A 21,393-nucleotide genomic window follows, 5' to 3' on the forward strand; every position below is an offset into this window, starting at 1 on the left:
TTAAATACATTTATTTCGTGCGATATTTTTCTGAATCTTCAAATAGGTGCAAATCTGCACTTATTCGAAGAGAAAACGTGTAAAAGCGTATGAGAAGAAGAAATTAAGTGTATAATTGCACCTGTTCTTCTCCGATCGCAAAATTCGGAGTAAATAAGTGTATATCCGCACTTATTCTCGAAATGCCGATCGGAGGGTGTCCCCGCGCGTTCCAATCCGGTCAACATGCTGGCGTCATGATCCCGGTCCGGCGTTACCGTCCCGGTTCGAAAACGAATATACGGAAAAAAGTGTCTCTACCGTCGCAAACGGATAGAAGACACTTTTTTTCGTTGTTGCGAGAAGTTTCGTCAAAACGGCATCGCGATTCTTTTTCTCAGATGTATCGTTCTGTGCCGCGACTCAAATCAATACATACGTCGCCTTCAGCGGTCCATGCACGCCGACGACAAGTTGCATCTCGATATCCGCCGAATTGGACGGGCCGGAGATCAGGTTCAGACAGGAGCCGAGCGGTTCGCCGTTCTCATGGCGGCGGTTCAGCTCGGCCATCGCCTGCGTGGAGCGAGGCACGATGCGGTCGCGCTCGATCACGGCGATATAATGCGCCGGAAGAAAATGCAGTGCGCGTCCCTGATCGGGACGGCTTGCCAGCAATACCGTTCCCGATTCGGCGAGCGCATAGTCGGCGAACACGATCGCGATATTCGCGGCTTCGGCTTGGCGAATATTTTCTTCGCGCGTCGCTTCCGCCGACCAGGCAAAACCGTTCGGGAAAGACAAGCCGTACCGGGAGAACCTCGGATCGCCTGAGCGAATAACAGAGCCGCCGCCGTAGCTGTCGATCAAGTCGTCCAACGTGGTCTGAAGCCGTTCGGGCGTCGATTCGATGACCTGCGTATGAATAAAGAAACATTGTTCTTTTAACACGTCGACCAACTGCTCGGACGTGCAACCGGCCAGCGTATCCAGATGAACGGTATGTTTCCATGCGGGCCTCGTCACGTCGTCCGTGCGGCGAGGACGGCCCAGACTTTCGGCGACCCGGTTCAGAAAAGAGTCGCGATTCGACGGATGCGGTTTGCTGCTGTCCGATGGATTCGGCAACTTGGTATCGGAGCTTGGTTCGGTGTCGATCCGGTTCATGGTCTTCTCCCTTCTTTTCCGATCGGCGCGGCAGCTTCTTCGACCGAGGTGTCGCGTCCGGGTTCCGGCAAAGCGGCGGCGTTGAAATCGCTTTGCGCCGCCGGCCCGTTTTTGCGAATATCGGCGGGAACCGGCGAGTTATCCGGCCGATGGACGTGTTCGCGCCGCTCGTACCACGAACGGAATCCGTCTTGCTTTTTGACCGGCTGCGGCATATCGCGGATGCCGATCCAGCCTTCGATCGGACCCGGACCGCGCACGATACGGCCGTGACGGCTGAGCAGCCGGGTCATCGAATACGCGACCCTTAGCGTGCCACGGAACATGCCCGGCGAAGACAACAGTTTGCTTGCCGCTTTCATTTGCACCCGATCCGCGACGCCTGTCCGTCCTTGCGAGACGATATTCTGCCGGTGCATGACAAGCTGTTCATGCAGCGGAATTTTAACCGGACATACGTCCGTGCACGCGCCGCATAGGCTGGACGCGTACGGCAGCTCTTTATAATCGTCGTAACCGCCGAGCAGCGGGGTGATGACCGCGCCGATCGGGCCCGGATAGATCGAGCCGTAAGCGTGTCCGCCGATATGCCGATAAACGGGACAAACGTTCAGGCAAGCGCCGCAGCGGATACATTGCAGCGCTTCGTGAAACTCGCTCGCCAAAATCTCGGAGCGGCCGTTATCGACGATCACCAGATGAAACTCTTCGGGACCGTCGACTTCGCCTTGTTCGCGCGGACCCATCACCGTGATATAGCTCGTCAATTTCTGCCCGACCGCGCTGCGGCACAGCAGATTATCCAATACTTCCATCTCTTCCAGCGTCGGCACGATCCGTTCCATGCCCATCACCGCGATATGCGTTTTGGGCAGCGCGGCGGTCAGGTCGCCGTTGCCTTCGTTCGTAACCAGATTGATCGCGCCCAGATTCGCTACAGCGAAATTGCAGCCCGTGATGCCGATCTCCGCGTCGAGAAACTTTTCCCGCAAGATGTCCCGGGCGAACCGGGCCAGATGTTCCGGCGTCTCGTCCCCGGCATAACTTAGCTTGGAAGCGAACACGTCCCGAATCTGTTTGCGGTTTTTATGCAGGGCAGGAGCGACGATATGCGAAGGCGGGTCCCAATCGTCTTCTTGCAAAATGTACTCGCCGAGGTCGCTTTCGATGACTTCGCAGCCCGCTTCCATCAGCACGTGGTTCATCTCGATTTCTTCCGTGACCATCGACTTGGATTTGACCACTTTGCGCGCGTTTTTGCTTTGCACGACGTCCCGGATATACGCGCTCGCTTCTTCTTTGGTCCGCGCGAAAAAGACATGCCCGCCGCGCCGCTCTACGTTATCCGCCATTTGCCCCAGGTAATAGTCCAGGTTTTCCAACGTATGCTGCCGGATCTGTTGACCCAACTCGCGCCACTGCTCCCAATCGCCGAGCGCGGTCGCCGCGGTCAACCGACGCGTTTTGAGACTGTCCTGCGCCGAACCGACCGCGCCGCGCATAAACGCGTCTTCGATTCCGGCCGCCGTGCGCGCGTCGAATTTCCGATCGTCCGTTTTTAAACTCATGCCAAAGCTCCTCCTTCCACGGCGCCTCGGCGCTCGGGTTCGGCCGGGATGCGATTGAGCACCTCCGCGATATGCATGACCTTGATCTCTTTGCCGGTTCTCGACATGCGTCCGCCGATATTCATCAGGCAGCCCATGTCCGCGCTGATGAGATACTCCGCTCCCGTATCCGCCACGCAGGCGCTTTTTTCATCGACCATCTGTTCGGAAATCTCGGGCATCTTGACGGAAAACGTTCCGCCGAAGCCGCAGCAGTTATCGGCGTTTTTGAGCGGTTCGAGCTGAAGTCCGTCCACTTTTTCCAGTAGCATAAAAGGCGTCTCCGCCTCGCCGAGCAAACGCGTCATATGGCAGGAGCGATGATACGTCGCGCTGCCTTCCAGACGTGCGCCGACATCCGTAATGCCGAGTACCCGCACGATGAATTGGGTAAACTCGAACGATTTTTCTTTTAAAGCAATCGCTTTCATTTCCCAGTCCGGGTCTCCTTTGAAAATATGCGGATATTCGTGGAACATCGCGACGCAAGAGCCGGACGGCCCGACGACGTAGTCAGAATGCTCGAAAGATTTCATCATATTAATCATGGCTTGTTTGGATTCTTCCAAATAACCGCTGTTGTAAGTCGGCTGCCCGCAGCACACTTGAGACGCGGGAAAATCCGTTTCGCAGCCGAGACGTTCCAGAACTTCGACCATGTTTTTGCCGACGCCGGGAAACATAAGGTCAACCAGGCAGGTCGAGAAGATGCTGACTTTCATTCGCGATCCCTCCGTTTCTCTTCCATTGTACTCCGCGGTAGTGCCATTGAAAACCATAAAAGCAGAAAAATAAAATAAAAAACATCACAAAACCACAGATAAAAAGAACGTAAATGTTGACAATAAAAATTGATAACGTTTACAATACAATAGAAGGAAACAGTTTTTAACCCCATTTCTGAGGAGGCAGGTTCGGTGCAAAAACATCAGATGTACATTAACGGGCAATTTACCGATGCGGAAAACGGAGAATGGATGGATGTGACCAATCCGTCGACGGACGAGACCGTTTCCCAAGTGCCAAAAGCAACGCGCGGAGACGTGGCCCGGGCGATCGATGCGGCGGAAGCGGCGCAAAGCGCCTGGGAAGAAACACCGGCGGTGGAGCGGGGCGTCTATCTACATAAAATCGCCGACGGCATACGCAAGCAGGCGGACGAGATTGCCCGTTTGATCTCCGAGGAAGTGGGCAAAACGCTGGAACTGTCGACGGTGGAAGTGCATTTCACGGCGGATTATATGGATTACATGGCGGAGTGGGCGCGACGTTACGAAGGCGAGATTGTCCAAAGCGACCGCGATAACGAGAATATTTTTGTATTTAAAAGAGCGATCGGCGTTACGACGGGCATCCTGCCCTGGAATTTCCCGTTCTTCCTGATTGCCCGCAAGATGGCTCCGGCGCTGATCACAGGCAATACTATTGTCGTGAAGCCAAGCGCGGAATCCCCGAACAACGCGGTTGCTTTTACCAAAATCGTGGATCAAGCAGGTCTGCCGAAAGGCGTGTTCAACCTGGTAACGGGACGCGGCGGTGAAGTGGGCAACGAACTGGCCAGCAATCCGAAAGTCGGGATGGTCAGTCTGACGGGCAGCGTGCCTGCGGGACAGAAGGTTATGGAAGCCGCGGCCGAAAATATTATCAAAGTCAGTCTGGAGCTGGGCGGCAAAGCCCCGGCGATCGTGCACAAAGACGCCGACCTCGATCTCGCGGTGAAATCCGTCGTCGATTCGCGCGTTATCAATACCGGCCAGGTGTGCAACTGCGCCGAGCGCGTGTACGTGCATGAAGAGATCAAGGAAGAATTCACGAACCGTCTCGTCGAAGCGATGAAAGCAGTGAAATACGGCGATCCGCTGAAAAACTCCGATATCCATATGGGCCCTCTGATCAACAAAGACGCGCAAGACTCGGTACAGGCCAAAGTCGATCGCGCGGTCGAGCAGGGAGCGAAAGTGCTGCTGGGCGGCAAAAAGGTGGAAGGTACGGGGAGTTTCTACGAGCCGACCGTCATCGCGGACGCGAGCAACGAGATGGAGATCATCCAGGAAGAAATCTTCGGCCCGGTCATTCCGATCGTGTCGTTCAGCACGCTGGACGAAGCGATCGAGCTTGCCAACGACAGCGAATTCGGCCTGACTTCGTCGCTGTATACGCAAAATCTCAACGTGGCGATGAAAGTCGTCAAGCGCCTGAAATACGGGGAAACGTATATCAACCGCGAAAACTTCGAGGCGATGCAAGGCTTCCACGCGGGCTGGCGCAAGTCGGGTATCGGCGGCGCAGACGGCAAGCACGGCCTGAACGAGTATCTGCAAACGCAGGTCGTTTATTTGCAATACGATAAGGATATCCAGTAAACGTTTTAAAAATAACACTATCCCAATGCGGGGAGCTGCCGAACGGCGGTTCCTCGCATTTTTTTATGCAAAACTACTTTACCTGTCGTAGTAAGCATGATACATTGAAGATGTAAAAATACTACGACAGATGAAGTATGACAGACGTAGTAATATAGCAAAAGAAAAGAGGGAGGCCTTTGATTAGCAGCGATGTCATCCGAGGTTACAACGATACGATGATTCTGTACATGCTGCTGGGCGGAGAATCGTATGGCTACGAAATTTCGAAAAATATCCGCAGATTGTCAGAAGAAAAATACGTGATGAAGGAAACGACGCTTTATTCCGCTTTTGCGCGATTGGAGAAGAACGGCTATATTTCTTCTTTTCATAAAGATGGGGAGAGCGGGAAACGGCGGACGTATTACCGGATCACCGAAGAAGGTTTAGCCTATTATCAGGAAAAATGCAGCGAATGGCAGATCACACAAGAAGTCGTCAATAAATTCATAAAGGAGCCGTGAAGACGATGGACGTATTGCGCGCTTATTTGAATAGCTTGTTTGCCGCATGGCCGCGTACCGCTCAAGTACTGAACTTGAAGCGGGAGATGCTGGATACGATGGAGGACAAGTACGAAGAATTGAAGCAGGATGGCAAAAGCGAGCATGAAGCGATCGGGATCGTGATTTCGGAGTTCGGCAGCATCGACGAATTGATGCACGAACTCGGAATTTTGCCGGTTTCGGACGACGGGGACAAGGTTGTCGTGTCCAAACAGTCCGCGCACGAATACGAAAAGATCGTCCGGCGCTCCGCGCGGCTTCAGGCGATCGGCTGGTTGTCGATCTTGCTGGGCGTCGCCGCCACGATGTGCATCGCGGCGCTCAAAGACAACGGAGCTTTCGGCAATTGGTCGAGCGATCAGGCTTATCTGTTCGCGGTTATCGTGCTGTTCGTTTTCGTCGTTCCGGCAATCGGGTTGTTCATCGCGGGCGGAAACGGCAAAGACAAGTATACGATGCTGGAAAACGAGTTCGAGCTGGAAGCGGACGCGAAAGACAGCGTGAAGCGTCATATGGAGACGTTCCGTCCGTTGCATTCCCGCTTGATCGTGATCGCCGCTTGCCTGGGAACGCTCTCGCCCGTGGCGTTGCTGATTGCCGGAATGCGCGGAGAAACCGAAATCGCTTACGGCGCCGCGATCATGCTTGCGCTGCTGGGCCTCGCCATTTTCTTGTTCGCGTATGCGGGAAGCATTCAGGGTGGCTACCAAAGATTGCTTCAACTCGGGGAGTACACGCCGGAAAAGAAAGAAGAAAACCGGGTTATCGGCCGTATTGCGACGGTATTGTGGCCGCTTGCGTTCGTCGTCTTTTTCGTCAGCGGGTTCGTGTACGGGCGCTGGGACGTGAACTGGGCGGTCTTTCCGGTTACGGCCGTGTTGTTCGCGGCAATCGGAGGCGTATACAGCATGCGTCGAAAAACGAAAATGAAAACGAAAGCGTAAAACAGGCGATAGCGGATATACCGCGCCAAATCGAGACAATCCCTGTTTCAGGATGTTCTTCTTCTTCCGCTTGCGGTTGACGGGGAGCATTTTTTTTGATAGTATTGCTTTATTGATTAAAAGCCTAAAAGCATAAAAGCGTTTAAGTGCGAAAGAGTGCACGCCACGAAAACAAACCGGGAACTTCGTTCCTATTCCCATAACGAAAGGATGATCGAACATGATCGCTATCTTATCCAACCAAGCTCCCGAGGAGCAACTGCAAGAAGTCATTCGTGTGATCGAAAAAGAAGGACTGACCGTACACTTGTCCAGAGGAGCGGACCGTACCGTCGTGGGACTGATCGGCAAAGCCGAACCGAGATTGGCCGAGCATCTGCGCCAGATGAAAGGCGTCGAAGACGTCGTCAAAATCTCCAAATCGTACAAGCTGGCGAGCCGCGACTTCCATCCGGAAAACACGGTGATCCAGATCGGTGACGTCAAGATCGGCGGCGGCGAACTGGTCGTCATGGGCGGACCTTGCGCGGTCGAATCGCCGGAGCAGATCGACGAGATCGCCCGTCTGGTCAAAGCCGCGGGCGGACAAGTGCTGCGCGGCGGCGCGTTCAAACCGCGCACGGGTCCGTACAGCTTCCAGGGCGTCGGCGTAGAAGGTCTGATTATGATGGCCGAAGCCGGTAAAAAGCATGGTTTGCTCACGATCACCGAAGTCATGACACCGGAGTATGTCGACATCTGTGCCGAATACGCGGATATCCTTCAGATCGGTACCCGTAACATGCAGAACTTCGATTTGCTGCGTAAACTGGGCACTTGCGGGCGTCCGGTCCTGCTCAAACGCGGCTTCAGCGCGACGTACGACGAGCTGTTGAACGCAGCCGAGTACATCTTGGCAGGGGGCAACCCTGACGTTATGCTGTGCGAGCGCGGTATTCGTACCTTTGAATCGTACACCCGCAACACGCTGGATCTGGCTGCGATCCCGGCCCTGCAAAGCCTGAGCCATCTTCCGGTCATTTCCGATCCGAGCCACGGTACCGGACGGCGCGAACTGGTCGAACCTATGGCTAAAGCTTCTGTTGCCGCAGGCGCGGACGGTCTGATTATCGAAATGCATACCGATCCGGACAATTCCATGACAGGTGACGGCGTTCAATCGTTGTTCCCGGATCAATTCGCGGGTTTGATGCGCGATTTGGAACAATTGTCGCCGATCGTTGGCAAAAGCTTCGCTACGCCGAAGGCTGAAGCTGCCGCTTTTAAAAATTGGGCGATCGTCTAATTTTTGAACGCCAGTAAACAAAAAAGCTTGCTATTTTCATCTGCTTGCTAAATCGAGGGAGCCCGCGTCGCGCCGCTATTTGTGGTCGACTTCGGGCTTTTGTTTCAAACTTCTTTAAATTTCGTCAAAGTGTGAGCATAACTTACATTGCCGTAAAAAATACCTGACATGAGTATTGACTGCTAAATAGTGCCGTTTTATAATGACGACAGCTAAAAAAGAGCATGAACGTTTCATAACGCATATCCGTTCAATGTTCGGAAATTTGGGAGGAAAGTGACATGTCGGTAGAAAAAGTATTGAAGCTTATTCAGGAGAACAACATCGAGTGGGTTGATTTCCGTTTCGTGGATCTGTCGGGCAAAACGCATCACATTTCGGTCCCTGCAAGCGCGGTTGAAGAAGAAACTTTTGAGAACGGTGTAGCCTTCGACGGATCGTCGATTCCGGGCTTCCGTGGTATCGAAGAGTCGGATATGGTCATGATGCCGGATACGGAATCGGTATACATCGACGCTTTCACCGCTCATCCAACATTGAACATTATGTGCAACATCTATACGCCGGACGGCGAACATTACGACCGCGACCCGCGCGGCATCGCGGAGAAAGCCGAAGCTTTCATGCAGGCGAGCGGCGTAGGTTCCGACGCGTTCTTCGCGCCTGAATCCGAATTCTTCATTTTCGATGACGTTCGTTACCACAGCGGAATGAACAGTTCTTCGTTCGAAGTTGATTCCGAAGAAGCGGCGTGGAACACGAACCGCAAAGAAGAAGGCGGCAACCTGGGCTTCAAAGTCGGCGTCAAAGGCGGCTACGTGCCGGTCGCTCCGGTCGACAGCCAACAGGATATCCGCAGCGAAATGTGCCGTTTGCTCGAAGAAGCGGGTCTCGTGATCGAACGTCACCACCACGAAGTGGCGACGGCCGGCCAAGCGGAAATCAACTTCCGTTTCGATACATTGAAGAAAACGGCGGACAACCTGCTCAAATACAAATATATCGTGCACAATACGGCTCGCCAATACGGTAAAACGGCTACGTTTATGCCTAAACCGCTTTTCGGCGACAACGGTAGCGGCATGCACGTTCACCAATCGATTTTCAAAGACGGAGAGCCTTTGTTCTACGAAAAAGGCGGCTACGCCAACCTGAGCGAGATGGCGTTGAACTATATCGGCGGCATCCTGTACCACGCTCCGGCACTGATCGCGCTGACCAACCCAAGCACGAACTCGTTCAAGCGTCTGGTTCCGGGCTACGAAGCTCCCGTTAACCTGGTCTTCTCGAAAGGCAACCGCTCGGCTGCCGTGCGTATCCCGGTTGCTGCCGTGACGCCGAAAGGCTGTCGCATCGAGTTCCGTACGCCGGACTCCACGGCTAACCCGTACCTCGCTTTCTCGGCCATGCTGATGGCGGGCCTGGACGGCATCAAGAAGAAGATCAATCCGGTCGAGCTGGGCTACGGTCCTGCCGACAAGAACCTTTACGATCTGCCGGACGAAGAAAAATCCCAAATCCGCAGCGTTCCGGGTTCCCTGGAAGAAGCGCTCGACTCGCTCGAAGCGGATAGCGCGTTCCTGACAGAAGGCGGCGTCTTCTCCGAAGACTTCATCGCGAACTATATCAGCTTCAAACGCGCGGAAGCGAAGCAAGTCTCGATCCGCGTTCACCCGCACGAATACAGCCTGTACTACGATTGCTAATTCTCGCGGATTATTTCCGAGTGAAAGCCATAACAAAAACGGCCTCCGCCCTTGTACAGGGTGGAGGCCATTTTTGTTACGCAGCGTAAACGCTCGATTAACCTTCCGTCGCTGATTTCAGTTCGGACGACATCCGGTTCAACTCTTCGATCAATTCCGAAAAGCGTTCTAACGAAGCGGCATAGTTTTGGTTCATTTGTGCGATCTTGCCCGCTTCTTCTTCAGACAGCTTCGATAAGCGGCTCAATTCTTGCATCGAAGAATTGGCCTGCTGCGCGCCGGCGGAAATTTCTTCGGCCGAAGCGCTGACGCTTTGGATCTGCATTTCCGAATGTTCCGTCGCTTGCAAGATGCCGCGGAACTGCGCTTCGTTGTTTTCCATCCGGTTCATTCCGGTTTGAACTTCGCGCGTGATCGACAGCATATCGGCTGAAGAAAGGCTGATGCGCTGACGGATATCGGAGACGACCTGCTCGATCTGCTGCACGGCGCCGCCGGTTTCTTCGGACAGCTTGCGAACTTCGGTCGCCACGACTTCGAAGCCGCGCCCATGCTCGCCGGCATGGGCCGCTTCGATCGCGGCATTGAGCGCCAGAAGCTGGGTTTGCGAAGCAACGTCGCGGATAAAGCCGATGATCGAGGAGATCTGTTCGGACATCTTATCGAGCTCGTCGATCGAGGCCGAAGAGGTATCGACCTTTTCCCGAATCTGTTGCATTTGCGTGATCGATTCGCGGATCGACTGTGCGCCGACCTGCGATTGGCGGGTCGTTGCTTTGGCTTGTTCGGACACGTCGCCGCTCATTTCCGCCACGTGCATGATCCCTTGCGAAATTTCGTTAATTGCCGCTGAACTTTCAAGCGTGCCTTGCGATTGCAGCAGCGAATGGTGCGCGATATCGTGCATGGCGGATACGATTTGGCTGTTCATTTCTTTGCTTTGATTTTGCAGGTCGGACAGCTCGGCAGCCATATGCACGATCCGGTCCGACGCGCTGCCGGCCTGAATCATGATTTGTTCAAGCTGCTGTTTTTGGCGCAAAATATCGGTGCTTGCTTCGGCGCGTTTGAACTGGAAATACATGCTCACCAGCAGGCCGATCAGAACAAGAATGTAGCTGACCTTTTTCAACAAATGGGCCAGATCGAAGTTTACGTCGTACGAAGCGTGCGAGAACGACATGAAGCCGAGCTGCGTCAACGCCGCGGTGATGATCGAAAGGACAAGCCAATGCTCGAAATGTCGCGTTTTCCAATGACCCAGCTTCAGATGTCCGTACAGCGCGACCAGGAACAGCAGTCCCGGAACGATTTCTTGAGGACGTCCGATAAATCCACCTTCGACATAAGCTTTAGGAAGTGGAACGAAAATAAAGAACAGGAAGCAGGCCAGGGTCAACAGCGCAGTTATACCGTAAACGAGACGTTCCGTACGATGGCGCTCGGCGGCTTGTTCTTCGCGGCGATTCCATAGCAGCCAGGCGAGAACAAGCAGCACGGACAGGAAAAATCTCGAAGCCAGCCAACTCCAGGCGACCAGCGAAGAAGAGACAGACGGGAACATGTCTGCGAAAAAAGAAGAGGTGACGACTGCGTGATAACCGTCTAGCAAAGCCGTGCCGAGAAAACCGCTGCCGATCAGTAGCATAGATGTTCGATTTTGGGTGTAGTAGTAAACAAGAGCAAGTATGCCGATAAAGCCGGCGAGCATCGTCGCCATGATCTCCATGGAAGTGTGCAGAACGGTGCTGCCTTGCCAGTGGACATTGCGCAGCGGAATTTCGGCCAAAGCTAAAATCAGGAACAAGATGGCATAGCCCCAGGCACGTTTGTTGACGGTTTGCATGTCGGGTCTCCTTTAAGTTGAATACAGAATTGGGTATTTTGTCTCAGGACTATTGAATTATATAAGGTGTAAAGAATATCGTCAATGGTTTTGCAAAATTATTTTGTTCAAAATAAAAAAACACGAACAAACAATGAGTTTTGACAAAAAAAGTACAGGTCACAAAAAACGATTGTTTATCGCTTTATCGCGTCATAGTTTTACTTGAAGTAATGTTAGATTGCTGTTATGATTAACCCTAAATTATGGGCTTGAGGGGGCATTTGATTCATGGGCAAACGGGCTTACAACTTTAATGCGGGGCCGGCTGCATTGCCGCTCGAAGTATTGGAGCGCGCGCAGGCGGAATTTGTGGAATTTCAGGGTACGGGCATGTCGATCATGGAAATGTCCCACCGGGGAGCCGTGTACGAGAGCGTACATAACGAAGCGCAGGAACGTTTGCTGAAATTGCTGGGCAATCCGACCGGCTACAAAACACTCTTCCTTCAAGGCGGAGCCAGCACGCAGTTCGCAACGATTCCGATGAACTTGCTCACAGCGGGCAAGACAGCAGGTTATGTGATGACCGGAAGCTGGGCTTCCAAGGCTGCGAAAGAAGCGAAGCTGATCGGAGATATTTATACCGCTGCTTCGACGGAAGGCGACAAGTTCACGCGCATGCCTTCGCAAAACGAAATCGAAGTACGTGACAATGCCGCTTATGTGCATATCACATCGAACGAGACGATTGAAGGCACGCAGTTCGCCGAATATCCGGATACGGGCAATGTGCCGCTGATCGCGGATCTGTCCAGCGATATCTTCTGCCGTCCGCTTGATATCGAGAAATTCGGCATGATCTATGCGGGCGCTCAGAAAAACCTCGGACCATCCGGCGTCACCGTCGTGATTGCCAAGGAAGAATTGCTGGCGCAAGAAGCGAAAAACATTCCGACCGTGTTCCGCTACAATACGCATCTGTCGAACAACTCGCTGTACAACACCCCGCCGTCTTTCTCGATCTATATGGTCAACCAGACGCTGCGTTGGATCGAAGAACAAGGCGGTCTGGAAGGCGTACAAGAGAAAAACAATGCAAAAGCCAAGCTGCTTTATGATGCGATCGACGGCAGCGGCGGATTCTATAGCGGCGTCGCGCAAAACGATAGCCGTTCGATTATGAACGTGACGTTCCGTTTGGGTTCGGAAGAACTGGAGAAGGCTTTTGCCAAAGAGAGCGAACAACAAGGCTTTGTCGGTCTCAAAGGCCATCGCAGCGTCGGCGGCCTGCGTGCTTCGATCTACAACGCTGTTCCTCACGAAAACGTAGCGGCGCTGGTTGACTTCATGGGCGATTTCCAAAAACGCAACGGTTAAGGATACAATCTTCCCTAAAGCAGTCGATTCGGGTACTATAGAAAAGAAGAGACGGAAAAGCCGCCCAACCTTCGGGCGGCTTTTCTGCGTGCATCCGACAGCATGCCTAAATGCTGTGGGTCTTATTTTTTTGAAATGGAGTGAAAACAATTATGGCTTTGCATATCGTTTTGGTCGAACCGGAAATCCCGGCGAATACCGGCAATATTTCACGAACCTGCGCCGCGACGGACACCCATCTGCATCTGGTGCGTCCGCTGGGCTTCCGTACGGACGACGCTTCGCTTAAACGCGCCGGTCTGGATTACTGGCCGTCCGTCAAGCTGGAGTATCACGACTCGTTCGCCGAACTTCAGGAGAAGTACCCGGAAGGCCGTTTTTTCTACGCGACTACAAAAGCGACGAAGCGCTACAGCGACGTTCGATTCCAAGACGGGGATTTCCTCGTTTTCGGCAAAGAAACCAAAGGCTTGCCGCCGGAATTGATTGCGGCGAATCCCGATACTTCGATTCGCTTGCCGATGAGAACCGAGCATGTCCGCTCTTTGAATCTCTCGAATTCGGTCGCGATCATGCTGTACGAAGCGCTGCGTCAACTGGATTTCCCGGGAATGGAATAATTGCTTGATTAGATAAAAAACCGATAATTAACCAACGTTTCTTTTTTTTGCTCAACAAGAAGGAATTCGTAATCCAGTCTCGAATATCTAATGTTGGGTTTGCAGAATCATTTCTGCAGGTGGGGCAGAAAAGCAAACTAAAAACAGAAGAGGTGTTTTCAATCATGAAACCTGCTGGAGTAGTCCGGAAAGTCGACCAATTGGGACGTATCGTCCTCCCGAAATCGCTGAGAAAAAGATATCAAATGAACGAAGGCGATCCGGTCGAAATTTTGGTCCAGGGAGATCATATCATTTTGGAGCGTTACCGCCCAAAATGCGTGTTCTGCGGTTCAATCGATGAGGTCAGCGAATTTAAGGATCGTTATATCTGCGGAGCTTGCGTGGTCGACATGATACACCTTCCCAAACATGGCTGAGCGGCATTGAAAACATCCGTATCATGCAAAAAAAGAGCCCTAGGGCTCTTTTTTTATAACGGAGCATTACTTGTTAGGCAAAGTTATTTGAAGAATAAAAAGTTGGTCGGTACAGGGCGCAGCGTGCCGTCCGAGGGATGATTCACAATGCGCCCGTTCATAACGAGCGAAGACGAGCCGCCGCCATCCAGATTGTACGCGTTCACGACGCCGATTTTGTACAACTGGCCTTGAATCTCCTCAAGCGTTGCACCGGAGCCGCCACCTTCGTTGTAACCGTCGATCACGAAGATGATTAATTGGTCGTCTTTGTAGCTGCCGATAATGGTGCGTGGCGCGCGTTTCGGAGCCGCTTTCCATTTTGCCGGAATAGTCGTTTTATTGCCGTCTTTGAGCAGGATCGGAACGAACGAAGCGCCGAATTGCGGTTGGAGCTTATCCAGCTGATCCTGGCGGTCGAATTTGCCTCCGATCAGTTTGCCCGAATCATTGAGTCCGACAAAGTACAGATCTTTGAAGCTGGACTGGAAGCCCGTCAGATACTGGCCGTCCACCATCGTCGTGCTAAGCGGATAACGTTTACCGTCTTGATCCGCAAAGCCGCCTGCGTTGATGCCTGCGATCGCACCATGACGTTGTACGGCTTTGAGCGTCGTCTCCGAGCTGCCTAGTGTCTCACCCGCTAGGCTCATGCGCATTGCGGAAGGGTCTTTCAGCTTCACTTTCATCGCATAGCCTTTGTAGGTGACCGCATTGACTCGGAACAGCTCGACCCGAATTTTGTCGCTATCCACCGTCTCGATCGGCAGTCCCAGCTTGGCGCGAATCCGCTTGTCGTAGATGCTTTCGGGCCGCTGAGCTTGAATAGAGGCTTTCTGTACGATCGAAGACATCGTTTGCGTAGTCTGATTGTACAAAGTGAGCGTCTGCTGAAGCGAGTCGGAAGTCGACTGGGCGCTGATCTCTGCGGTATCCAGGTCTTTCAACAGCTGGGCGGACGAGACGCTAAGGCTGCTCTTGGACGTATAGGCATCGGTATCGAGCTGTAAATTAAGCTGGGGCGGAAACAGCAATAGGCACAGCAACAGGCCGATTGCCGGAGCCGCCAGGATCAGGAAAAAGCGATTCACATGTTGAACTACCGTCATTTCAATAGATCCATCTTTTTCTGAAGTTCGCTGAGCTGGGTTTTTACTTCATCCAGCTGCGTGTAAAGCTTGTTGCTGTTATCGGTTTTGTTGCTCGCATTGTCCTTGGTAAAGGTCAGCAGCTCGTTAAACGAGTCCACTTTGCTTTGTAAGGCAGCAATTTGCTCGTTCAAGTCCGTATTCAGAGCGGCAAGTTGCTTCTCATAATCGGCGCGTAAGTCAGCCATTTGAGTCTCCGTTTGCTGCTGCAAAGCGGCAATGGTCTGAGCTTGCAGCCTTTGGCTGTACTCATAAGCGGCATAAACGAAAAGCGCGATCAGGATCACCCAGACCAGCAAAAACCATCTGGCGGAGAGCTTTCCTTTTTTCGTACTGCGTGACGGGGTGGAGGCAGAGCCCGTTGAAGCTTTCATTCAATCACCTCGGTTATCATTTGAAAAAGGGAGAAAAGCGACTAGCCCCGAATTTCAGTTTTCATTCTATCATGGAGGGTTTTATTTCGCAAAAGAGCTTTTTTAGCGTTGTACATTTCTATTTTTCAGGCCAGGCGGATACCACAGCGGCATATTCGTTGAGTGCGGCGATGCCTGCTTCGGTGAGCTTATAGCGTCCGCGAGACACTCTTTCGAACCAGCCGTAATAATTATGTTGAAGCACAAGAGCGGCCTTGCCCACACCGCTGGCTTCTTTTAACATGACGGGAGAAGCCTCGCCGAACATCCAGAGCTGCCGAGCCACTTTTAGCGCGTTTTCCCGATAAGCGGTCACGATCTTTCGTTGGGTCGAGCCGCCGACGTTATGATCTCCGCTTCGTGCATCGAACTCGGTGCGCAACCGTTTGGCTTTTTTACCGGAGAGTTTGCCTGTCTTGCCGGGAGCGTCGCCTGCTTCGCAAAGCACTTCAACGAACGGAGACTTGGACTTATAAAAGGTAACGACGATCAGCCCGATGCCTAAACGTCCACAAAGCAGCGCAATTTCGCTGAATCTCTGATTATGCGCGCCTTTTTTGGCTCGATTGCGCTCAACGGCCAAATAAACCAACCCACCTGTGCGTTGGCGTTCGGCCCCCTGAAGCAGCAATTCGAGCGTAAACGTACGTTTCATCTCCACAATGAGCGGACGTTCTTCATCTTCAAGATAACCGACCAGATCGCAGTGACGGACTTCGCTCTTGACCGAGTACCCTCGTGCTTCAAAGAACGATTTGAGTGGCGGATACAATTCCGTTTCATACTTCACAGCCATCTTTCCGACTCCTTTTATATCGCAAATTGCCTGAATTCAATATCTTATCATACCGTTAAAGCAGTCGGTTGGCAAAAAAGCTTGTCGTGCAAACGACACCTATATATAATAGTAGAAAAAAACATGGATTTCCGGCCGGAATGTCGCAAAAGTGTACAATCCGGCCGGGAAGGAGGTAAAACGATGGCTTCGATTCACGACGTGGCCAAGGAAGCGGGAGTTTCAGTCGCAACCGTTTCCAAGGTAATTAACAACTATCCGGATGTGAGCGATAAAACGCGCAAAAAAGTCAGCCAAACGATCAAGCAACTTAAGTATCATCCGAATGTGGCTGCCAGAGGATTGGTCAAAGGCCGTTCCTGGACAGTCGGCGTATTTGTCACCACTTCGTTCACCAATCCGTTCGTCTCGGAGCTGCTCGAAGGAATCAAGACAGCCCTGCAAAACAGCGGGTATGATCTGGTTCTATTGTCGACGCGCTTTGACGATCCGAACTATTCGTTTGTCGAGCATTGTCTCAGCCGGAATGTGGATGGCGTAGTCGGCTTCGGCGTAGCGCGCAACGATCCGCATCTGGAAGAACTGCTCGAATCCGATATCGCCACGATGTTTGTCGATGCCGATATTCGCGGTCGACGTGCCGGATACATCACAACAGAAAACAAAGCGGGCATCATGCAAGCCGTCGAGCATCTCGTAGAGCTGGGACATTCGCGGATTTCGTTTATCTCGGGCGAGCTGGACAAGGCTGTCGGCGTTCTGCGCCACGAAGGTTTTATGGAAGGCATGAAGGCGCACAATCTGTCGGTAAACCCGGATTACGTGCGTATCAGCGACTATTCCATGGAAGGCGGCACGCGTGCAATGAACGACCTGCTTGCATTGAACGAACGCCCAACCGCTGTGGTCTGTACTTCGGATATGATGGCGTTCGGCGCAATCAATGTGATTCATCGAAGTGGTCTGTCTGTGCCTGAGGATATTTCCGTGATCGGCTTCGACAATACGTATTACTCGGAAATTTTCAGTCCTGCATTGACTACGGTGAACCAAAACATTCCGTCGATCGGCTCGCACGCGATCGAGACATTGATCGCCATGATCGAAAACAGCGATTTCGCGCCTTCTGTTGTCACAGAGCCGTCGAATCTCGTTGTCCGTTGCACCACAGCCAAGCCGCGCAAGTGAAAAGTGATCTATCCAATCAAAATTCTTATAGGAAACCCTGACCGTATACGGCAGGGATTTTCTTTTGCCAAAAACCTAACAAAAATCTAAAAAAGAAATTTTGTTTTCCTAAAAAAATAAAATAAATATAAAAAAACGAGATTATATTGAAATTTAGTGCGGAGAATGATACGGTGTTGATGGAAATTAAAAGCGGTTACACTTTGAGTATTGGGGGAAAACATCGTGAACGAAATCAAATGGGAATTGAAAGAATGGACGTTTGCAGCTTCAGGCGAACAGGAATGGCTGCCGGCCGTCGTACCGGGCTGCGTGCATAGCGATCTGTATCGAAACAACAAAATTCCGGACCCGTACTACGGAACAAACGAGCATGACCTACAGTGGATCGATAAGCGGGATTGGGTCTATGAGACGACCTTCGCCGCACCTGCCGAGCTGCTTCGCCAAGATAATATCAGCCTCGTGTTCGACGGTCTGGACACCTACGCGGATGTAGAACTGAACGGCGAACGTATCCTGTCGGTCGACAATATGTTCCGTACCTGGAACGTACCCGTCAAAACGCATCTGAAAGACGGGGAAAACCGTCTGCGTATCCTTTTCCGTTCACCGATTAACGAAGATCTTCCAAAGCTCGAAAAGCTGGGTTACGCACTGCCTGCTTCCAACGACCAATCGGAGTTGGGCGGCCTCGGCGATAAGCGGGTCAGTATCTTCGCGCGCAAAGCTCCTTATCACTATGGTTGGGACTGGGGTCCACGTTTTGTCACCAGCGGTATCTGGAGAGCGGTTCGTCTGGAAGCTTGGACCGGGCAGCGTATCACCGATCTGTTTATCCGTCAAAATGAAGTCACGGCGTCGAAAGCCCAGCTGACCGCGATCGTAACCGTAGAATCGGACCGCGACTTCGAAGGACGTTTGCGTATCTCGGCGGAGGGTCTGGATATTGACCGTACCGAGCAAATTCGCCGCGGCGAAAATACGATCCGTTTCGAATTCGAAGTCAATGATCCGAAGCTGTGGTGGTCGAGAGGTCTGGGCGACGCACACTTGTATACTTTTACCGCAGAAATTTTGGAAGGCGAATCGGTCAGCGCGGAGAAAAGCGTACGTACCGGCCTGCGCAGCGTCAAGTTGAAACGGGAAAAAGACGGCGCGGGCGCTTCCTTCTACATTGAACTGAACGGCGTTCCCGTCTTTGCAAAAGGCGCGAACCATATTCCGAACGATAACTTCGAGACAGATGTGACTCGTGAGCGTTATCGCTACGAGATTGTCTCGGCGGCCGAAGCGAACATGAACATGCTTCGCGTCTGGGGCGGCGGGATTTACGAGGAAAACGCGTTTTACGAGCTGTGCGACGAATACGGCATCATGGTCTGGCAGGACTTTATGTTCGCGTGCAGCATGTATCCGGGCGACGAAGATTTCCTGGAAAGCGTACGCCATGAAGCTGAAGACAATCTTCTTCGCCTGCGCAATCACCCGAGTATCGTGCTCTGGTGCGGCAACAACGAGATCGACTCGGCATGGGCGCACTATATTCCGGACGGCGGTTGGGGCTGGAAAAAAGACTATACCCAAGAGCAGCAAAACAGCATCTGGGCAGACTACGAAGCTATTTTCCACCGTTTGCTGCCGACTGCGATCTCGAAAATGGCGCCGGGTGCGGAATACTGGCCTTCTTCGCCGCTCGTGTCGCTGAGCAATGACGAGAAGCAGCACGCGCACCCAGGCACGTCGGAAGGCGATATCCACTATTGGGGCGTATGGCACAATTCGGAACCGTTCGAGAACTATAACAAGTACATCGGCCGTTTTATGAGCGAATACGGATTCCAATCGTTCCCGGAACACAAGTCGGTTCTGCAATATGCACCGGAAGATGCGCTTCAGCTCGATTCGGAGATCATGCTGGCGCACCAGAAAAACGGACGCGGCAACTTCCTCATCAAGGAATACATGGACAAGTACCTGCCGGAGCCGAAAGACTTCGTGTCGTTCCTGTACATGAGCCAAGTGCTGCAAGCCGAAGCGATGAAGTCCGCAATCGAAGCGCACCGCCGCAGTATGCCGTATTGCATGGGAACGTTGTACTGGCAAATGAACGATAGCTGGCCGGTCGCTTCCTGGTCGGGCATCGACTATTACGGCCGCTGGAAGGCGCTGCATTACTACGCTCGCCGCAGCTTCCGGGATCTGTCCGTATCGATCGACGGAACCAATGGGGAAGACCTGAACTTCCATATTCTGAACGATCATTTACAATCGGAATCCGTATCGCTGCGTATCCAACTGCTGAGCTTCAGTGGCGAAGTGCATAGCGAGCTGGTACTTCCTGTAGAAGCCAAAGCGAACAGCGCGGAGAAAGTCTACTCGGTGAAAGTTGCGGAAATACTCGGCGAAGAAATTGCGGAGCGTACCGTATTGTTGGCCGAACTGGAGCAAGGCGGCCGGGTCATCGATCAGCGCACGCACTACTTCGTACCTGCACGCGAGATCGAACTGTCCACGCCGAACATCCGGGCCACGCGTACCGACGACGGCGAAGGCCGTACAACGATTGCGCTCGAAACGGACATTCTGGCGAAACAAGTCTGGCTGACCGCCGAAGCCGAAGGCGTCTTCACCGACAACTACTTCGACCTCGTCCCAGGCGAAAAAGTCTTCGTCGAATTCTGGGCTCGCCAAACCGACGGCACCTTGTCCCACGGCGCTCCAGGCGCTGTCTCTGTCCAATCTATGGCTGATTTTATTAAAATTTAAAAATAAGTTCCTATTCGTGGCGAACTGAGAGGGCGCTGCGGGAGAAATTCGTTCCGGTCGCGTGTTGCATTTGGGAAGCTGGATTAGATTTGAATAAGGGCGCTTCCCAAATGCAAAGGCGAACGCTATCGCTCCTACACTGAATTTCTCCCTCCGCACCCGCTTCGCCGGGAATATAAAATCATTTTTAAATCTTGGCGCCGTCTAAAAAGAGACGGCGTCTGTTTTTTTAAAAATAAAAAAACAGATCGAGCAAGGCGAAGCCGATGCTTAGGGAAGACCCCTCAGCGGAGGGGAGAGTTCGTGTAGGAGCGAAGCGCTCGCCTTTGAAATCGGGAAGCCTCCTTTGTGCAATCAGATCAGCTTCCCGATTGAAACACGCGACCTAAAGGCTTTCGAAGAAAGGCACATCGTAAGCATAAGCTAACGAATTCTCCCCGCAGCGCCCCCGGTCTTCCTAAGCAGAGGGTTTGTCCGCCTGAGTCACAGAGGCGTATAATAGACAAACGAGATCATTCAACCAAACAGAAGGAAGTGCAAGGGATGAAAGGGATTCCGATTCGTACGACGAGAAGTTATAAAATGGCGCGCGTTTTTCCGACGGACGTCAATAGTTATCAGACGCTGTTCGGCGGGAAGCTGATGGCGTATATCGACGATATCGCTTCGATTGCGGCGGCGAAGCTGTCGAGAGCGAATACGATTACGGCTTCGACGGATTCTGTCGATTTTCTGTATCCGATCTATATGACCGATTCGGTAACGCTGGAATCGTTCGTGACCTGGACGGGGCGCAGTTCGATGGAGACGTTCGTGAAGGTGGTTCGGGAAGATCTGAAGACCGGAGAGCGGCAGATTGCGGCGACGGCTTTTTTAACCTTTGTCGCTTTGGACGATCATGGGCGCAAGGCGGAAGTGACGCCTGTGTATCCGGAGACCGAAGAGGAACGGAAGCTGCATGAGAGCGCGCCGGTGCGGGCAGAGATGCGTAAGCAGCGGAGAGAAGCGAGTCGAACGTTGGCCGAGTTTTTAACGAAAAGTTATCCGTGGGAGCCGCAGGAAGACAGCCATACAGACGGGCAGGATGCTTAGGGCAGTAATGCGCAACCCGGAAACTAACTTTATTTTATTCAGTAGCTTGTAAAAGTGTGCGACATGGTTTATGATGAAACCAGACTTGAAAGACTGAACGCAGAT

Annotated in this window: 17 protein-coding genes and 1 pseudogene; 11 read left to right on the forward strand and 7 right to left on the reverse strand. The window is 52.6% G+C overall.

The features are described from left to right. Nucleotides 1–402: 402 nt before the first annotated feature. The 3 genes and pseudogenes from WKI47_RS23560 to WKI47_RS23570 all read right to left on the reverse strand — a co-directional run bounded on the left by WKI47_RS23560 (nt 403) and on the right by WKI47_RS23570 (nt 3,475). Nucleotides 403–1,146 carry a lactate utilization protein C gene (locus WKI47_RS23560; RefSeq protein WP_340229617.1) on the reverse strand — a complete coding sequence of 248 codons (744 nt, stop codon included), beginning with the start codon at nt 1,144–1,146 and terminating at the stop codon, nt 403–405. A gap of 191 nt (nt 1,147–1,337) precedes the next feature. After that, nucleotides 1,338–2,714, reverse strand: a pseudogene (locus tag WKI47_RS23565) (LutB/LldF family L-lactate oxidation iron-sulfur protein); the annotation flags it as partial. Further along, nucleotides 2,711–3,475, reverse strand: a complete 765-nt coding sequence (locus tag WKI47_RS23570; protein ID WP_340229618.1) for a (Fe-S)-binding protein — start codon at nt 3,473–3,475, stop codon at nt 2,711–2,713. The gene WKI47_RS23570 and the pseudogene WKI47_RS23565, both read right to left, overlap by 4 nt. Nucleotides 3,476–3,670: 195 nt before the next feature. On the opposite strand from WKI47_RS23570, the gene aldA reads away from it, so the two are divergent. The 5 genes from aldA (at nt 3,671) to glnA (ending at nt 9,599) form a co-directional block, all read left to right on the forward strand. Beyond that, on the forward strand, nt 3,671–5,116 hold the full coding sequence (gene aldA, locus WKI47_RS23575; RefSeq protein WP_340229619.1) for an aldehyde dehydrogenase: 1,446 nt from the start codon (nt 3,671–3,673) through the stop codon (nt 5,114–5,116). A 179-nt stretch (nt 5,117–5,295) separates the two neighbouring features. Further along, nucleotides 5,296–5,622: a PadR family transcriptional regulator gene (locus WKI47_RS23580; protein ID WP_340229620.1), complete on the forward strand. Its 327-nt coding sequence runs from the start codon at nt 5,296–5,298 to the stop codon at nt 5,620–5,622. 5 nt (nt 5,623–5,627) lie between these two features. Next, nucleotides 5,628–6,608, forward strand: coding sequence for a permease prefix domain 1-containing protein (locus WKI47_RS23585; protein WP_340229621.1), 981 nt, complete (start codon nt 5,628–5,630; stop codon nt 6,606–6,608). 220 nt (nt 6,609–6,828) lie between these two features. Then, on the forward strand, nt 6,829–7,893 hold the full coding sequence (gene aroF, locus WKI47_RS23590; RefSeq protein WP_037283107.1) for a 3-deoxy-7-phosphoheptulonate synthase: 1,065 nt from the start codon (nt 6,829–6,831) through the stop codon (nt 7,891–7,893). Nucleotides 7,894–8,174: 281 nt separating this feature from the next. Further along, entirely contained in the window at nt 8,175–9,599 is a 1,425-nt protein-coding gene (gene glnA / locus WKI47_RS23595; protein ID WP_340229622.1) for a type I glutamate--ammonia ligase, read from the forward strand. A gap of 97 nt (nt 9,600–9,696) precedes the next feature. Here the strand turns inward: glnA and WKI47_RS23600 are convergent, their stop codons facing one another. Next, nucleotides 9,697–11,445: a methyl-accepting chemotaxis protein gene (locus WKI47_RS23600; RefSeq protein ID WP_340229623.1), complete on the reverse strand. Its 1,749-nt coding sequence runs from the start codon at nt 11,443–11,445 to the stop codon at nt 9,697–9,699. A gap of 270 nt (nt 11,446–11,715) precedes the next feature. On the opposite strand from WKI47_RS23600, the gene serC reads away from it, so the two are divergent. The 3 genes from serC (at nt 11,716) to WKI47_RS23615 (ending at nt 13,843) form a co-directional block, all read left to right on the forward strand. Next, the gene (serC, locus tag WKI47_RS23605; RefSeq protein ID WP_340229624.1) at nt 11,716–12,804 is read left to right on the forward strand and encodes a 3-phosphoserine/phosphohydroxythreonine transaminase; all 1,089 of its coding nucleotides are present in this window, start codon (nt 11,716–11,718) and stop codon (nt 12,802–12,804) included. 152 nt (nt 12,805–12,956) lie between these two features. Continuing rightward, nucleotides 12,957–13,424: a tRNA (uridine(34)/cytosine(34)/5-carboxymethylaminomethyluridine(34)-2'-O)-methyltransferase TrmL gene (trmL, locus tag WKI47_RS23610; RefSeq protein WP_340229625.1), complete on the forward strand. Its 468-nt coding sequence runs from the start codon at nt 12,957–12,959 to the stop codon at nt 13,422–13,424. Between the two features lie 164 nt (nt 13,425–13,588). Further along, nucleotides 13,589–13,843 (forward strand): AbrB/MazE/SpoVT family DNA-binding domain-containing protein, encoded by a 255-nt coding sequence (locus WKI47_RS23615; protein WP_340229626.1) that lies wholly within the window; start codon nt 13,589–13,591, stop codon nt 13,841–13,843. 83 nt (nt 13,844–13,926) lie between these two features. Here WKI47_RS23615 and WKI47_RS23620 read toward each other — a convergent pair whose 3' ends face one another. The 3 genes from WKI47_RS23620 to WKI47_RS23630 form a co-directional block, all read right to left on the reverse strand. Next, nucleotides 13,927–14,991, reverse strand: a complete 1,065-nt coding sequence (locus WKI47_RS23620; protein ID WP_340229627.1) for a phosphodiester glycosidase family protein — start codon at nt 14,989–14,991, stop codon at nt 13,927–13,929. Continuing rightward, nucleotides 14,988–15,404, reverse strand: coding sequence for a hypothetical protein (locus tag WKI47_RS23625; RefSeq protein ID WP_340229628.1), 417 nt, complete (start codon nt 15,402–15,404; stop codon nt 14,988–14,990). The genes WKI47_RS23620 and WKI47_RS23625 overlap by 4 nt, the downstream gene beginning before the upstream one ends. 118 nt (nt 15,405–15,522) lie before the next feature. Then, on the reverse strand, nt 15,523–16,239 hold the full coding sequence (locus WKI47_RS23630; protein WP_340229629.1) for a DUF2161 family putative PD-(D/E)XK-type phosphodiesterase: 717 nt from the start codon (nt 16,237–16,239) through the stop codon (nt 15,523–15,525). Between the two features lie 183 nt (nt 16,240–16,422). Here WKI47_RS23630 and WKI47_RS23635 point away from each other — a divergent pair, with 183 nt between their 5' ends. The 3 genes from WKI47_RS23635 to WKI47_RS23645 all read left to right on the forward strand — a co-directional run bounded on the left by WKI47_RS23635 (nt 16,423) and on the right by WKI47_RS23645 (nt 21,288). Continuing rightward, nucleotides 16,423–17,427, forward strand: a complete 1,005-nt coding sequence (locus WKI47_RS23635) for a LacI family DNA-binding transcriptional regulator (RefSeq protein WP_340229630.1) — start codon at nt 16,423–16,425, stop codon at nt 17,425–17,427. A gap of 225 nt (nt 17,428–17,652) precedes the next feature. Beyond that, nucleotides 17,653–20,196 carry a beta-mannosidase gene (locus WKI47_RS23640; protein ID WP_340229631.1) on the forward strand — a complete coding sequence of 848 codons (2,544 nt, stop codon included), beginning with the start codon at nt 17,653–17,655 and terminating at the stop codon, nt 20,194–20,196. A gap of 543 nt (nt 20,197–20,739) precedes the next feature. After that, nucleotides 20,740–21,288 carry an acyl-CoA thioesterase gene (locus tag WKI47_RS23645; protein WP_340229632.1) on the forward strand — a complete coding sequence of 183 codons (549 nt, stop codon included), beginning with the start codon at nt 20,740–20,742 and terminating at the stop codon, nt 21,286–21,288. The last annotated feature ends 105 nt before the right edge of the window (nt 21,289–21,393 follow it).

This window comes from Saccharibacillus sacchari (assembly GCF_037722395.1).
GTDB classification, from domain to species: Bacteria; Bacillota; Bacilli; order Paenibacillales; family Paenibacillaceae; genus Saccharibacillus; species Saccharibacillus sacchari_A.